This window comes from Delftia sp. DLF01, from assembly GCF_014852125.1.
Lineage (GTDB): Bacteria > Pseudomonadota > Gammaproteobacteria > Burkholderiales > Burkholderiaceae_C > Comamonas > Comamonas acidovorans.
This window is the reverse complement of the sequence record NZ_JACVAZ010000001.1, coordinates 1121702-1136182: the sequence shown is the minus strand read 5'-3', so window position 1 is coordinate 1136182 and position 14481 is coordinate 1121702. Positions and strand designations below refer to the sequence as shown.

12 protein-coding genes and 1 riboswitch are annotated in these 14481 nt (G+C 66.6%); of the genes, 3 read left to right on the top strand and 9 right to left on the bottom strand.

Annotated features, from left to right (window positions below):
* Positions 1-33: 33 nt before the first annotated feature.
* The 3 genes from IB269_RS04985 to IB269_RS04975 all read left to right on the top strand — a co-directional run bounded on the left by IB269_RS04985 (position 34) and on the right by IB269_RS04975 (position 4730).
* Positions 34-1119 carry a porin gene (locus IB269_RS04985; protein ID WP_192366531.1) on the top strand — a complete coding sequence of 362 codons (1086 nt, stop codon included), beginning with the start codon at positions 34-36 and terminating at the stop codon, positions 1117-1119.
* Positions 1120-1427: 308 nt separating this feature from the next.
* Positions 1428-2912 (top strand): helix-turn-helix domain-containing protein, encoded by a 1485-nt coding sequence (locus tag IB269_RS04980; protein ID WP_225613956.1) that lies wholly within the window; start codon positions 1428-1430, stop codon positions 2910-2912.
* A gap of 69 nt (positions 2913-2981) precedes the next feature.
* Positions 2982-4730 carry a methyl-accepting chemotaxis protein gene (locus IB269_RS04975; RefSeq protein ID WP_192366530.1) on the top strand — a complete coding sequence of 583 codons (1749 nt, stop codon included), beginning with the start codon at positions 2982-2984 and terminating at the stop codon, positions 4728-4730.
* Positions 4731-4737: 7 nt separating this feature from the next.
* Here IB269_RS04975 and IB269_RS04970 read toward each other — a convergent pair whose 3' ends face one another.
* From IB269_RS04970 to IB269_RS04930, 9 genes are all read right to left on the bottom strand, one after another.
* Entirely contained in the window at positions 4738-5535 is a 798-nt protein-coding gene (locus tag IB269_RS04970; RefSeq protein WP_192366529.1) for an SDR family oxidoreductase, read from the bottom strand.
* A gap of 1 nt (position 5536) precedes the next feature.
* Positions 5537-6547 (bottom strand): ABC transporter substrate-binding protein, encoded by a 1011-nt coding sequence (locus IB269_RS04965; protein ID WP_126312081.1) that lies wholly within the window; start codon positions 6545-6547, stop codon positions 5537-5539.
* A 38-nt stretch (positions 6548-6585) separates the two neighbouring features.
* Entirely contained in the window at positions 6586-7347 is a 762-nt protein-coding gene (locus tag IB269_RS04960; protein WP_016450562.1) for an ABC transporter permease, read from the bottom strand.
* Positions 7344-8120: an ABC transporter ATP-binding protein gene (locus IB269_RS04955; protein ID WP_192366911.1), complete on the bottom strand. Its 777-nt coding sequence runs from the start codon at positions 8118-8120 to the stop codon at positions 7344-7346. Before IB269_RS04955 ends, IB269_RS04960 begins: the two co-directional genes overlap by 4 nt.
* Positions 8121-8155: 35 nt before the next feature.
* Positions 8156-9652 (bottom strand): acyl-CoA reductase, encoded by a 1497-nt coding sequence (locus IB269_RS04950; RefSeq protein ID WP_192366528.1) that lies wholly within the window; start codon positions 9650-9652, stop codon positions 8156-8158.
* The gene (locus tag IB269_RS04945; protein WP_016453240.1) at positions 9649-10767 is read right to left on the bottom strand and encodes a hypothetical protein; all 1119 of its coding nucleotides are present in this window, start codon (positions 10765-10767) and stop codon (positions 9649-9651) included. Before IB269_RS04945 ends, IB269_RS04950 begins: the two co-directional genes overlap by 4 nt.
* 67 nt (positions 10768-10834) lie before the next feature.
* A riboswitch (TPP riboswitch) is annotated at positions 10835-10926 on the bottom strand.
* Between the two features lie 28 nt (positions 10927-10954).
* Positions 10955-12703, bottom strand: a complete 1749-nt coding sequence (locus IB269_RS04940; RefSeq protein ID WP_192366527.1) for a YncE family protein — start codon at positions 12701-12703, stop codon at positions 10955-10957.
* Between the two features lie 100 nt (positions 12704-12803).
* Entirely contained in the window at positions 12804-13853 is a 1050-nt protein-coding gene (locus IB269_RS04935) for a DUF418 domain-containing protein (RefSeq protein WP_192366526.1), read from the bottom strand.
* Positions 13850-14476: a TetR/AcrR family transcriptional regulator gene (locus IB269_RS04930; protein ID WP_063325956.1), complete on the bottom strand. Its 627-nt coding sequence runs from the start codon at positions 14474-14476 to the stop codon at positions 13850-13852. The genes IB269_RS04935 and IB269_RS04930 overlap by 4 nt, the downstream gene beginning before the upstream one ends.
* Positions 14477-14481 lie beyond the last annotated feature (5 nt).

The following is a 14481-nucleotide window of genomic DNA, read 5'->3' as shown; positions in this document are numbered from 1 at the left end:
CCCATTTTTTCCATACCCCATAGAGGAAACATCATGAAGACCTTGCAACGAGGAGGCTGGGCCGTGGGCGCCGCAGCCCTGGCCCTGGCAAGCCAGGTGCATGCGCAGACACAGACACAGGCGCAAACACAGACGAAGACATCGGCCCCGCCCGCGATCCCCAGCAGCAGCGTGACGCTGTACGGCGTCGTGGACATGGCGGTGGAGTCGGCGCGCACGGGCAATGGCGGCCTGCAGCGGCTGGAAAGCGGCGTGATCGCCGGGTCGCGCTGGGGCCTGCGCGGCACGGAGGACCTGGGCGGCGGCCAGCGCGCGCTCTACGTGGTGGAGGCCGGCTTCAACGGCGACACGGGTGCCAGCGGCCAGGGCGGCCTCGCCTTTGGGCGCCAGGTCTTCGTGGGCCTGGGCGGCAGCTGGGGCCAGCTCACGGCCGGGCGCCACTACACCACGCTGCACACCTCGCTGGCCAGCTATGCGCTCACCGGCCTGATCTGGGGCAACGCGGCCAACTATTTCCGCGACGGCACGGTGCTGCGCGCCAGCAATTCGCTGCGCTACCAGTCGCCGAACATGGGCGGCTTCACGGTGCGCGGCATGTATTCGTTCGGCGAGGCGGCGGGCTCCAGCGTGGCCAGCCTGTACGGAGGCTCCGTGGACTATGCGGCCGGGCCCTGGGCACTGGGTGCATCGTGGATGCAGCGGCGCACCACGGCCGTGAATACCGACCGCTATGCGCTGCTGGGCGCAGCCTATGACTTCGGCGTGGCGCGCGCGGCGCTGCTGCTGTCCACGCGGCGCGACGACCTGCCTGCCGACACCAGCGGCCAGGGCCGTTTCTACGAGGCCAGCGTGACCGTGCCCATGGACATGGCGGGGCAGTGGCTGCTGTCCTATGGCGCCTACCACGGACAGGCTCGCGCCCAGAGCGATGCGCGTGCGCTGAGCGTGCGCTACGACCACTCGCTGTCCAAGCGCACCAAGCTCTATGCGGGCGTGGGCCGCATCCACAACGAGGTGGGTGCCGCCTTCACCATCAACACCGCCAGCAATGCGGGGCCGGTGGTCCAGGCAGGCAGCCGGCCCAGCTCGGTGGTGCTTGGCATATCGCACGCCTTCTGATTGCCGGGGCGGGCGCGGCCAGCGCCTGCCATGCCGGCAGGGCGGCCCGGCTGGAGTCTGGCCGTTGTAACAACCCCATGAAATCCAGGGAATATTCGCCTATTTGAATGGATTTTTCCAATCAGAAAAAGTCTGTCCAATCAGCGAATTAGGAGATTTGCAAGAGAGAAAGTTTCGCAAAAAGACAAGTGCCTGCGTGATCCGGCAAGAAAAATAAAATCCAAATGTAAACAATTGTTTATCTGGCCTGTAAGATTCTTCCAGTCAATCAGTGTTTCCCCAGGAGGGTGTTGTGAAGCACCTTGCCGATGCATTCATCGGGAAAATGCATCGCACCTGCCTGGTCATTGATTTTTTCATATAAGAATTCTTACTCATTCAATCTTTTGACGCACCACATCCACGGCCACCAAGATGAGAGCGCATCCAGATTATGGAGAATAATATCCGCCCATCACCAGCAAGCCGATACTGGATATAACAAAATCAGCCGGGCCGAGGAATTGCTACAGGCCTGCAAATGGCCAGAGCCTTCCATATATCCCCTCCTGGTGCTCAGATATGTGCAGGAAGCGCAGGCCATTTTCGAGCTGCACCGCATGCCCGACCGCGTGGTCTCATGCCGCATTGCAGCCGCCTTCATCCATTGTCAGCTGGGCGAAGAGCGCAACGCGATTGCACTGGCCACTGCGGCAATGGCCAATCCCGCGCTGCTGCAGCCGGAATCCATGGCCTGCGCCACCTATGTGAGGGCGCTGGCGCACAGCCGGCTGGGCGAGCTCGATACCGCCTTGCAATTGATCGAAGGCAAGGACCATGATTTCGCATTGATGGCGCCGGGCGTCACGCCCTGGCTGTCCGCCCTGATCAATTGGGCCAGGGCGCAGATTCTGTGGAAGATCTATCTCTACAAGAATCACCAGAATCTGTGGTGCGGTCCGCCCCCGGATTCAGGCCTGGTCCAGCTCGGCGCCGCCGCACCCGACAGCGCCGACCTGCAGGCGCTGCTGGAGCGGGTCGGCCGCCAGCTGCCAACGGGCCTGGCCTGGCCCTACAGCGATTTGCTGCAGCTCTCGGTCAAAGGGCTGGATGCGGGTCGCCGCGAAGCCGCTTGCGTGATCCGTGCCATTGAACGCATCGGCGTCCGCCATCAGATCAAGAACCCGCCGATTGCCGGCTGGGCCTGGCTGAGCAGCGCACTGGTGCACTGCAGCAAGCGCCAATATGCCCAGGCCCTGCAGGCGGTGATGCTGGCAAAGTCCACGGCCCAGACCTACCAGCTCGAGGGCCTGTGCCGCAATGCCCTGGTCTACGAGTACCACATACAGGAAACGCAGGGCGATTTTGCAGGCGCCCTGTCCACGCTGAAGGCGCTGAACATCATGCGGCTCAAGAGCATGGCCATCAGCCCCTATCTGGAGAAATCCAGATTCACGGCCATGGACGAGGCACGGCTGCACGATCTGGAACCCGCCTATGTCAAGCGCGCCCTCCAATACATACAGGAAAACCTGGACAAGAAACTACCGATCCAGACCATTGCCGACCATTGCCGCGTCAGCCGGCGCACATTGGAGGTTTCCTTTCGCAACAGCAGGTCGTGCAGTATCGGCGAGTATATAAGGCAAAGCCGTATCCATCTTGCGGCCGAATCGCTGCTGACCACCGACCAGAGCATAGGACAGATTTCCTCGCAGCTTGGTTATTCCTCGCTCTCATCATTTTCCAGAGATTTCTCCGGACATTATGGAATACCGCCGTCTGTCTGGGTCCGCCACCATCGATTGGCGTGATCCGGATTTTTATGCGATGCGGCCCGATTGCGTGGCACGCAGCCATATTGAATACTGAAAGGAATACGCATGAAATACCTGAAAAACATGAAGACGGGCTCCATGTTGGGTCTGGGATTTTCGATTCTGATTGCCATCGCGCTGTCGATTGCGCTGTATGGCCGCGCCCAGCTGGTACAGGCCTCCGATGATGTGGCCTACCTGGCCGACAAGCGGATCACCAGCCTGCTCCGGCTGGTGGAGATCAAGGGCTCGGTGGAGTTCATCTTTCGCGGCGTGCGCAGCATGGCGTTGATGGAGGACGCCGGGGAAAAGAAGCTGGCCAAGGCCGCACTGGATGCACAGCGCCAGAAGATCAGCCAGCTGATGGAGAAATTCCGCGAAGGCCTGAGCACACCGCAGGGCGTTGCCCTGTACGACAACATGAAGAACGCGCGCATTGCCTATCTGCCGCTGCTCGACCAATTCATGGAGGCGGCCACGCGCCACGATCTGCAGGCCGTCTCGGCCATGCTTGGCGAAAGCGGGGAGTTCCGCAAACGCCAGGACGCGTTCTTCAACTCCATCAATGACATCCTGGCCCACCAGCAGGTGCGTGCCACGGAAACGGCGCAGGCCTCCGAGGACAAATCCCTGGCTGCCGGGCGGCTGATGCTGTCCCTGGCGCTGGCCGCACTGGCCATAGGCGCGCTGGTGGGCTGGGCCATCACGCGGCGCATCACGGGCCTGCTGGGCGGGGAGCCCGCCTACGCGGCGCAGATCACGCAGGAAGTCGCCAGGGGCAACCTGGCGGTGGCCGTGGCGCTGCGGCCCGGTGACACCACCAGCCTGCTGGCTGCGCTGAACTCCATGCGCGCGAGCCTGGCAGACATCGTCAGCCAGGTGCGCCACAGCAGCGAATCGATTGCCACGGGCGCCAGCCAGATCGCCTCGGGCAACGCGGACCTGAGCGCTCGCACGGAAGAGCAGGCCGCCAACCTGGAGGAGACGGCAGCCTCCATGGAGCAGATGACCGCCACCATTCAGCAGAACGTGGACACGGTGCGCAGTGCCTCGGGCCTGGCCCAGTCGGCCAGCGCCACGGCCGTGCACGGCGGCGAGGTGGTGCATGGCGTGGTCAGCACCATGGAGGACATCACGCACAGCTCGCGCAAGATCGAGGAAATCATCGGCGTGATCGACGCCATTGCGTTCCAGACCAACATCCTCGCGCTCAACGCCGCCGTGGAGGCCGCGCGTGCCGGGGAACAGGGCAAGGGCTTTGCGGTGGTCGCCTCGGAGGTGCGCTCCCTGGCCCAGCGCTGCGCCAACGCGGCCAAGGAGATCAAGGGCCTGATCAGCGAGAGCGTGGGCAAGGTCGCCGCCGGCTCCCGCCAGGTGGCCGAGGCCGGCAACACCATGAACGACATCGTCACCCAGACGCACCGCGTGGCCGAACTGATCTCCGACATCGGTGCCGCCACGCAGGAGCAGTCCCAGGGCGTGACCCAGGTCAGCGACGCCGTGCAGCAGCTCGACCAGGTGACGCAGCAAAACGCCTCCCTGGTGGAAGAGTCCGCCGCCGCTGCCGACAGCCTGAACAAGCAGGCGGCGCAACTGGTGCAACTGGTCAGCGTGTTCCGGCTGGATGAAAGCGAGGCCCGGGCACAGACCGCCAGGCCGTCTCCCGCGCTGGCCCCTGCCGTGCCCCGCCCCGCCAAGCCCTTGCGCGCGGCAACGGCTGCGGCCTCCAGCGCGCCTGTGGCGCTGCCCGCCAGGACCACGGCACCCCGCCGCGCCACGGCGGCCGAGATGGCGGAGGAGTGGGAGCAGTTCTAAAACAGGCTCAACGCATCACCAGGCCGCCATCGACGAACAGTACCTGTCCCGTCATGAAGCCGCTCAGTTCCGAGGCCAGGAACAGCACCGGCCCCGCCACGTCTTCGGGGCTCGCCAAGCGGCGCAGCGGCGTGGCGGCCATCAGCGATTCGCGGAAGGACTCGCGCGTGTCCTGCGTGCCCTGCGTGGGATAGACCAGCCCCGGCGCGACGCAGTTGACACGTATGCCCACGGGCCCCAGCTCGCTGGCCAGGTTGCGGCTGAAGGCCACCAGCGAGGCCTTGGCCGTGGTGTAGTCGTGGTAGGGCACGACGGGGTGCTCCACCAAATTGCTGGCAATGTTGACGATGCTGCCCCGCGCACGCTGGCGCATCTGCGGCAGCACCGCGCGGCAGACATTGAAGGCCGCGCCCACGGCACCGTCGTACTGGGCTTGGTAGTCGCTCCATTGCAGGTCGTCGAAGAGGCGGCGGCGCTCGGGGTCGAAGGCGTAGGGTTTGAAGGCGTTGTTGACCACGATGTCGATGGCGCCCGCCTCGCGTGCAATGGCCTCGGTCATGGCCTGGACGGCGGGCTGCGAGCCCACATCGGCCTTGATGGCCCAGGCATCGCCTCCGGCCTGCTTGCCCGCTGCCTGGCAGGCCGCCACGGTGCGGGCGGCGGCTTCGTCGTTGGACAGGTGGTTGACCACCACGGTGGCACCCTCGCGCGCAAAGGCGATGGCAATGGCAGCGCCTATGCCGCGGCCGGCGCCGGTGACCAGCACCACCTTGCCTTGCAGGCCCAGGGAAGACGGCTGTGCCATCTCAGGCCCCGGGCAGCAGGCTGGTGTCCACCACGTCGGACACCTTGATCTGCCTTTGCACCATGCCCAGCGCGCGGTAGGCGTCGGCGCCCTTTTGCAGGGCGGCCAGGTCGAAGCTGCCCAGCGGCTTGCCGGCCTGCAGCGGCTGCGAAGACGCATTGCGCAGGCGGATCACGTCCAGGTTGATGTCGCGCTGCGTGCCGTCGATGGCGTGCTTGCCGGCCAGCGTGGCGGCCTCATCGGGGTTGGCCATCATCCAGGCGGCGCTGTCGCGGTAGCCCTTGAGGAAGGCGCGCAGCAGGTCCTTCTTGTCGCGCAGCGTGTCCTCGCGCACCACGAACATGTCACTGGAGATGTTCAGGTGATCGCGCACCTGCATCACATCGACCTCGCCAATGCCTTTGCGCAGGCCCACGGCCAGGCCGGTGTCGGTGGCGGCCGTGGCATCGACCTGGCCCTGCATCAGCGGCGCGAAGTTGAGCAGGCCGGTGACGACGATGGTCACGTCCGACTCCTTGAGGCCGGCCTGGTGCAGCATCACCAGCAGGTTCTGGCGCGTGCCGCTGGACAGGCTGTAGACGCCGATCTTCTTGCCCTTGAGGTCCGCCGGCTTGCGGATGCCGGCCGACTTGAGCGAGACCACGTTGAACACGTTCTGCGGATAGATGTCGTAGATGGCGACCAGCTTCTCGCCCTTGTCCAGCGCCATGAAGAAGGAGCCGGGATCGGTGAAGGCCACATCGGCCTGGCCGCTGAGCATGTTGCGGATGGCGTCGCCGCCGCCTGCGCCGGGCAGGTAGGCCAGCTCCACGCCCTGGGCCTTGAAGAAGCCTTTGTCGGGCTCGGCCAGGATGTTGGTGATCTCGCTGATGGGCTTGCTCCAGCCCGCCAGGCGGATCTTGCCTTGCACAGGAGCGGCCAGGCAATTGCCGGCCAGCGCCAGGCCGGCAAAACCGGCAGAGGCGCCCAGCAGGCTGCGGCGGGTGAGGAAGGGAGATTGCGGTGTGTGCATGGCGCTTGGGGAAAAGGTTTCGGAAGTGTTCAGGATGGTCAGGCGGCGCGCGAGCGCAGCAGCCGGCGCTCCAGCACCAGGCAGGCCTGGTACAGCAGCAGGCCCATGGCGGCGATCAGCACCAGGGCCGCAAACATGAGGGTGGTGTCCATCATTCCCTGGGCGGCAATGACCACAGCGCCCAGGCCGCGGCTGGCGCCCATGAATTCGGCCACCACGGCGCCGACCAGGGCCAGCACCACGGCCACGCGCAGGCCCGCAAGAATGGCGGGCAGACCCGTGGGCAGCTTCAGGCGCAGCAGCGTCTGCAGCCGCGTGGCGCCCAGCATGCGAAACAGCTGCAGCCGCTGGGCATCGACCTGGCGCAGGCCGGTCAAGGTGTTTTCCATCAGCGGGAAAAAGCAGATCAGCGCCGTGATCAGCACCGTGGGCAGCATGCCGAAGCCGAACCACAGCACGAACAGCGGCGCCAGCGCCAGCTTGGGCACGACCTGGCTGACCACCACATAGGGCTTGAGCACACGCTCGAGCAGCTCGGATTCAGCCAGGGCCATGCCCGCCAGCAGGCCGATCGCGCTGCCGGCCGCCAGCCCCAGCAGCAGGGCCTGGAGCGTCGCCCAGATGTGCGGCCAGAAATAGCCCGTGGCCAGCCCCGTCCACAGCGATGCCGCAATGGCCGAGGGCGCCGGCAGCACCAGGGCGGACAGGCCCCATTGCCGCACCAGCAGCTCCCACAGGCCCAGCAGGACCAGCGCCAGCGCGGCGGCCAGCAGGCGGGCATGGAACAAGGACACCGTCATGCCGCCGTCCTGTCCATGGCTGCGCGCACGCGGGCGCAGTGCTCGTTGAACGCCGGCCCGTGGCGCATGGCCTGGGTGCGCGGCGCGGGCAGATCGACCGCCATATCGGCCACGATGCGCCCGCCGTGCATGAGGGCGATGCGGTCGCCCAGGTAGACGGCCTCGTTGATGTCGTGGGTGACGAAGAGCACCGTGGTGCCGCGCTCGCGGCAGGTGCGCAGCAGGTCGTCCTGCAGCTCGGCGCGCGTGATGGCGTCCAGCGCGGCAAAGGGCTCGTCCAGCAGCAGCAGCGGCGGGTCCAGCACCAGCGCCCGTGCCAGCGCCACGCGGCTTTGCTGCCCGCCCGAGAGATGGCGCGGATGGCGCTGCGCGTGGCTGACCAGGCCCAGCTGCTCCAGCAGCGCCAGGGCGCGTTGCTCGTCCTGCGGCGCGGGGCGCCTTTGCAGCGACACGGGCAGCAGCACATTGCCCAGCGCCGTATGCCACTCCAGCAGCGTGGGCGCCTGGAACATGAAGCCCAGCTGCGGGCCGGGCTCGGCCAGCTCGGCGCCACGCAGCAGGATTCGGCCCGACTGCGGCCTGAGCAGCCCCGCCGCCAGCTTGAGCAAGGTGGTCTTGCCGCAGCCGCTTCGGCCCAGCAGGCAGTGGATCTCACCGGCCTGCACGCGCCAGTCCACGCCGTCCACCACGGGCGGGCGGCCCGGGTAGGTGAACACCACCTGTTCGATATCGAGAAACGCCATGCCATCAGCCCCGTCTGTGATGCCCGTCATGCCCGTTGTGCCCGTCGTGCCGGTGTGCATGGATGTCAATCCGCATACGGGGCGAAAGGCTGCGCCGCCGCCTCGGCAGATTGCTCGATCTCGGTCATGCGCACCAGGTCCAGCAGGTTGAAGCGGCCGTCATGGTGCCAGCCGGCCTCGGGCATGCTCATGGAGCCGATGGCGCTGATGCGCGTGACGCCGGCCGCGCCCAGCAGGCCGGCCAGCCGGTACAGCTGCTCGGGCGAGGCGGCAATGCCGGCCGTCTGCAGGTATTCGCGCTGCGCGGCCACCACGGGCACGGCGTCATCCAGGCGGTCCACGCCCACCACGGCAATCGTGCGGTACAGGGCCGTGGGCGCCAGCGGCTGCAGGCTGTCGCTGTACGCCACGCTCCAGGGCGCGTCAACGGGGCCCAGCAGTTGCTGCGCGTCGCCCGACCATTCCACGGACTGCTGCCAGCGGGCCACGGCGGCGCCCTCCTCCAGCTCCAACGGCCGGCGCGCAAAGCGCCGCTGCAGGTTGGCCAGCTCGGCCGCCAGATAGTCGGCAAAGGCACGCGCAGAGACGGGGGCGCCGCGCTCCACGTAGAAGACATGGGGCGAGTAGCAGCCCTGCTGGTCGTAGCGCATCACGTCCCAGGCCGCCAGCCGCGCCACGGCGGGCGCCTTGAGCGTGTCCAGCGCGGCAGTGCCCACCATGCCAAAGCCCAGCTTGTGGCCGTGTGGCAGAAAGCGCGTGGTCACGGGCAGGCGCTGGCGCAGTGCCTGCAGCGTCTGGTTGCCGCCGTAGGCGAGCACGGTGTCGGCCTCGGCATGGAGCGCGGCGGCACCACCGCCATCCACGCCATCCGCGCCCCCCGCGCCATCCACACCCCCCGCACCGCTCCACCACACCACGGCCAGACAATCGGCCAGCGGCGGGTGGACCTCGGCCAGCAGCCGCGCGAACCAGCCCGCGAACAGCGGCTCGGCGCTGGCCAGCTTGCCAATGGCGGGCGCCTTGACCAGCAGGCCGCAGACCAGGCTCCACAGGGACAGCGCAGGCACATTGCCGGCCCAGCTGTGCATCAGCAGGTCGGGGCCGAAGGCACGCACCGCGCCGCCCTTGGGCGCGGGCTGGAAGCCGTCCAGCACGGCCGGGTTGGCAAAGTCCTCGGCCACGAAGCGCCGCAGCTGCGCGGCGCGAAAGGTCTTGAAGAAGCCCGTCAGCCCCAGGCGCACCATGTCGGCGTCATAGCCGCTGACCACGGGCAGCCAGGTCTCGGCCTGGCGCCGATAGGGATCGCTGCGGTCCAGCAGGCGGGCAATGGCGCGGTCGATGGCGTCGATGATCTCGGCCACGGGCATGGCCCTGAGGTGGCGGTCGGCGGCACGGCGCACATGGGCTGCCAGCGCACGCATCTGCGGGCCGGTCAGCAGGGGCACGGAGACTTCCAGCCGCACGCCGCCGCGTTCGAAGGGCAGCACATGCCACTGCACCTCGGCCTCGCGCAAACCAGGCAGTTCGGGCAGGTAGCCGGCCGTGATCCGCTCGATGTTCATGCAGCAGCGGCCTTCACGAATTCATCGACCGCCAGCGAGCAGCCCTTGGCCGCTGCGCCCTCGGCACGCCCCAGCAACAGGAAACCGCTGTTCTCGCCATGGCCGGCCCACAGGCCCACGTCCTCGGTGAGGATGGTGGTGACCGCGTTGTAGTTGGCCAGGTCGCAGTGCACGAGAATGCCGCGCTCGCCGGGCGCCACGCTGCGGCCGGTGACGGGCTCGACCAGGCGCGAGCGTATCCAGTGCGGCCCCGACTTGACCGAGGGCAGCGTGGCATTGCCGTCGTCGTAGAACTGCGTGCTCAACTCGGTCATGCCGTACATGTTGATGCAGTGGCTGCGCGGCACGCCCAGCAACCGAGACAGGTCGGCGTAGAAATCCTCCAGCGGCAGCTCGCGCGACTGGCCCTTGTAGCCGCCCGTGTCCAGGATGCGGCTGCCTGGCGGCAGGCAAAAGCTGCGGCCCTGCTCGCGCAGCGCATCCATCACATGCACCAGGCTGAAGCTGGCGCCCAGCAGCGCATAGGGGCGACCGCTGCGCTCGGATTCCTCCAGCACGGCGCACAGGCCGGGCATGTCCAGGCCGTCGGGGGTGAGGAAGTAGCGGCTGTCAGGAGTGCCGAATTCCGTCTTGGCCAGCGCCAGGTAGTGGGCCAGCGAAGAGTTGGGCATGGCCTGCTCGTCGGGAAAGAGGATGCCCATGGGCAGGCGCTCGTGCCCGGCCATGAAGCGCTGCGCGAAGTTGCGCGTCATCGACGCATCGTAGACATCGAGCGCGGGATGGAAGTGGCGCCCGCGCGCGGACAGTCCCTTGGCCTGGCCCGTGGTGCCGCTGGTCATGAACACGCGCTCCGCGGGCGAGGCCGGCTCGCTGCGCAGCTCCATGGCCTTGAACGCATCGATGGGCACGGCGGGAATGTCGCTCCAGGTCTTCACATTGCGCAGCGTGGCGCCGCGCCGCTGGCAGAAGCTGCGAAACGGCGCATTCGATTCGTATTGGTAGGCGAACAGCCGCAGGGCCAGTGCGTCGAACTGCTCGTCGGTGCAGCCGTCCATGGCGATGAATGCAAGCAGGTCTGCGACCAAAGAAGCCGCCTGGGGCCGGGCCTTGTCCATGGAATTCCTTCGAGAGCTGGGACGTGATGCTCCGAAGGCTCCCCCGCCCGTGGCGCATGGGCGGCCACGCAGGGGTGCAAGCTCTTCTTCCGCCGGAATGACCCGGTTCAAGTTCTCGGGTGTGGATCTCAGCACTGGCGTGCACCCCGGAGCGGAGGGCTATCTTACAGCAGGGTCGCCAACCCCGTCAGGCCAGCAGGCGAACCCCAAAACCCAGCAAGGTCGCGACATACAGCAGCACCAAGGCCTTGCCCAGCACACCACTGTTGGACCAGAAGTGGCGTGCCACGGCGAAGTCCCAGGCGCCATCGCGCACCTGCAGCTGCGGCAACCGCGCCAGGATCTCGCGCCTGAACGCGGCCTCGTCGAACAGGGGACTGCCATTGAGTCGCAGGGGAATGGCGCGAAGGCCCATCCACAGATGCTGGCGCGTGCAGGTGACGCGACTGGCATCGAATTTTCGGGTCCTGCGTGCCATGCGTACCGCGATCCGATGCCCGTCCGTGGCTATGCGCATGGTCTCCAGCTGCTTGAGCTTGCGCCAGAGCCATGCATACAAACACAGCGGCAACACGGCCAAAAGCACCAGCAGGACACCGAGCATGCCCGTTGGATCGCACGATTTGTCCGGACCGCAGTCGCGCTGGTGCAAAAGCGGCAAGAACCAGTAGACCATCCCCCCTGCAACCAGGCAATGCAGAACGCCAACCATGGCAAGCGCACGCCTGCGCTTCACGGTGCTGCCCGCAAGCGCCGTGACCGAAGTGACCAGCGGCTTTCCTTCCGAGGCTTGAGAAGCCTGCGCGGCGTGCTGGGACGGTGAGGAAACCACGACCGCGCTGGAGGCTTCGGTGTCGCCCACTTCCTGCCAGCGCTTGCCGCCCAATTGGCGCAATTCCCCCGCCTTCCAGGCAAGCCACAGTCCCAGAGCCATCAATACCCCGATGCTGCCCAGCAGGAACGAAGGCAACCGCCTGCCCCATTCATAGGACGAGCGGGCAGACGCCAGCTCGCCGCGGAATGGAGCATCCCCGAAAGGCTCCAGCACGCGGCCGTCCAGATCCACGCGATGGACGGTGAATTGGGTCATGTCCGGCAGCAACAACTCCTGACCCACCATGGCGATGGCGTTCGGGTCCTGGTCGGGCGAAAGCGGCATCACCCGTTCAGGCCTCAACTGGGAATCCATCAACAGCAGATCTGCTCCCCGCATGCTCGAGTCTGCCACCAGCACCCATAGACGCTGCTGGCCATCCAGCTGCATGGCGAACGGGAAGCGGCGCCCGGAACGCAGGCCCGCATATTCCACGGGAAATACGGCAGGCGCGGCCTGGGTGCTCTGTGCCGTATCGATTTGCGCAATCTGATGGCGGTTGGTATTGGCCACCCACATACGCTCGCCTACCTGCAGCGTCTGATTCGGAAAGCGCAGGCCTTCGCTGTAGGTCTTGAGCAGCACATAGGCTTGCGCTGCACTGGAAGCGGCGTCGCGCTGGTAAACGAGAACGCGGTGATTGGATGCGTCGGAGACCACAATCTGCGCTTCATCGGCCGTTACCCGCATCCAGCGATAGCCACCGCGTGTGGACAAATCGGGCAGATCCAGCGCCACGCAGCGCTGCATTGCCAGATCGCAGCGATGCACACTTCCCTGGTCATGCGCCCAAAGCGTCTTCTCGCCAATGAACTGAAGGCTGCTGACCGATGGGGTCAAACCCAATTGCGCCAACTCCAGACGCTGCAGGCGTGTGCCCTGCCGATCAAACTGATGCAAAGCGCCATGGCTTTGAATCCACACTGTATTGCCTTGGATTGAGGGAAGCCTGGGGCCCAATGGGTCGGGCAACAGCCAACCCCGAAAGACAAAGGCCAGGATCAACAGGCATTGCAGCCCGATCACAGCCCTGAGCCATTTCTTGTAAACCGCCTCAGCCATTGAATCTCCCCCATTTTTGAATGGGGGCAAGTGTAGACAATCAAGGCATTGTGGCCATCAAGACGGTGACTTCATTCGAGCGCAATTTCCAGACTGTGGATCAATCCAGTGCCGTCAGCCGTCGCATCACCCACTCCACGGGCCCCTGCGCCACCTTCTTGCTCCAGGCCCAGGCGGCCAGGCTGGCGATGATCACGTACAGCGCGGCGGCCACGGCCACTTCGCGCAGGCTGCGTGATCCGTCCAGCGCGCCCAGGGCCTCCAGCAGGCCCATGCCGATGAGGATGTGTGCCAGATACAGGGTCAGCGTCATGCGCCCGGCCGGCAGCAGGCCGCGCCACGGTCCGGCGGGCCAGCGGTCGGCCAGCCGCAGGCAGGCGCCGATGGCAATGCTGGCGCAGCCCAGGCCCATCAGCAGGTAGGCCGGGCCGGGCGGCATGGGGCCGGTGGCCAGCCAGGGAGCCCATTCACTCTGTACCGCAAGTGCCGAGACGGCGCAGGCCGCGCCCACCATCACGCCACCCGCAGCCACCAAGGTCCATTGCACGCGCGGCTCGGCCAGCGGCTGGCGCGCCAGCAGCATGCCGCAGAGGAAGAACGCAAACCAGGGCAGCACCGGATGGAAGCCGTTGAACAGCAGGTTGCGCGCAAAGCCGGCCGGCTCCCACAGGCCCTGGTAGGACAGGCTCGCCCAGTCCCAGCCCTGGCTGTAGTCCAGCTGCAGCAAGGCCCAGGCGGAGAGCACGGCCACGGCCGCCATGCCGGCCAGCAGTGCCCGTGCGCCGGCCTGCAGCCAGGCGATGGCCAGCACGAAATACACCGCGTAGTAGTGAATGATGTCGGCCGGAAAGATCAGCAGGTTCATGCCACCGGCCACCAGCAGGAACAGCGCGCGGCGCAGCGTCCAGAGGCGCGCCGTGGCCGGCTCCAGCGAGCGCGTGGCCAGCACCAGGCCCAGTCCCGCCAGCACCACGAAGGTGGCCGAGGCCTTGCCCTCCAGAAAATGGAAGAACGACAGCAGCCAGCCAGGCTCCTGCAGCGCGGGATGCATGGCCTGCTTGAAGTTGACGAACACCATGCCTGCCAGCGCCAGATAGCGCGCCAGGTCCAGCCCCGCCAGGCGGGCGCCCCTGCCGGTGGCGTGCCTCATGTCGCGTCCCCCCGTGCCTCGCCTCCAAGAAGGCAGGCCAGCAAGGCGGGATGCAGCACATCGACCCCTTCATCCGCCCCCGCGTCTTCTTGCGGCGTCACCGCCAGCGCAAAGCGCAGCGCATCGCTTTCCACGGCATCCAGCAGCAGTTGCGCGGCCAGGCGCACGGGCACGGCGGGCCGCAAGAGGCCCTGCTGCGCCCCACGCTCCATGAAGCCTGCCAGGCCGTCGAGCATGCGCCTGCGGTTGGCCTCGAAGGCCGGCGCCAGCCCGGGCGAACGCGCGATCTCGGACAGGCATTCGGCGCTGAGCACGGCCCATTCCCGCTGGCGGCACAGCGCCTGGTAGGCGGCCAGGAATTGCGCCACCACAGGCAGCGAAGGGGCTGCGGCCCGCTCCAGCGCCTGCAGCAAGGGCAGCAGCTCGGTCTGCTCCTGCGTGGCGACCTCGGCAATCAAGGCCTGCTTGCTGTCGAAGTGGTTGTACAGATTGCCCAGGCTCACCGAGGCAGCCTGCGCGATGTCGCGCATGCTGGTGCAGTGAAAGCCGCGCTCCACGAAGCACTGCAGGGCGGCCTCCACGATGACAGCCCGGCGCTCGCTGATGTCTTCTTTCTTTTTCATGCCCC

Bases quoted from the DNA above. Each gene is read 5' to 3' on its own strand.
- IB269_RS04980 (WP_225613956.1), top strand. From the start codon at position 1,428: ATGCATTCATCGGGAAAATGCATCGCACCTGCCTGGTCATTGATTTTT.
- IB269_RS04950 (WP_192366528.1), bottom strand. From the start codon at position 9,652: ATGAACATCGAGCGGATCACGGCCGGCTACCTGCCCGAACTGCCTGGT.
- IB269_RS04930 (WP_063325956.1), bottom strand. From the start codon at position 14,476: ATGAAAAAGAAAGAAGACATCAGCGAGCGCCGGGCTGTCATCGTGGAG.
- IB269_RS04970 (WP_192366529.1), bottom strand. From the start codon at position 5,535: ATGGCACAGCCGTCTTCCCTGGGCCTGCAAGGCAAGGTGGTGCTGGTC.
- IB269_RS04945 (WP_016453240.1), bottom strand. From the start codon at position 10,767: ATGGACAAGGCCCGGCCCCAGGCGGCTTCTTTGGTCGCAGACCTGCTT.
- IB269_RS04985 (WP_192366531.1), top strand. From the start codon at position 34: ATGAAGACCTTGCAACGAGGAGGCTGGGCCGTGGGCGCCGCAGCCCTG.
- IB269_RS04935 (WP_192366526.1), bottom strand. From the start codon at position 13,853: ATGAGGCACGCCACCGGCAGGGGCGCCCGCCTGGCGGGGCTGGACCTG.
- IB269_RS04940 (WP_192366527.1), bottom strand. From the start codon at position 12,703: ATGGCTGAGGCGGTTTACAAGAAATGGCTCAGGGCTGTGATCGGGCTG.
- IB269_RS04960 (WP_016450562.1), bottom strand. From the start codon at position 7,347: ATGACGGTGTCCTTGTTCCATGCCCGCCTGCTGGCCGCCGCGCTGGCG.
- IB269_RS04975 (WP_192366530.1), top strand. From the start codon at position 2,982: ATGAAATACCTGAAAAACATGAAGACGGGCTCCATGTTGGGTCTGGGA.
- IB269_RS04955 (WP_192366911.1), bottom strand. From the start codon at position 8,120: ATGACGGGCATCACAGACGGGGCTGATGGCATGGCGTTTCTCGATATC.
- IB269_RS04965 (WP_126312081.1), bottom strand. From the start codon at position 6,547: ATGCACACACCGCAATCTCCCTTCCTCACCCGCCGCAGCCTGCTGGGC.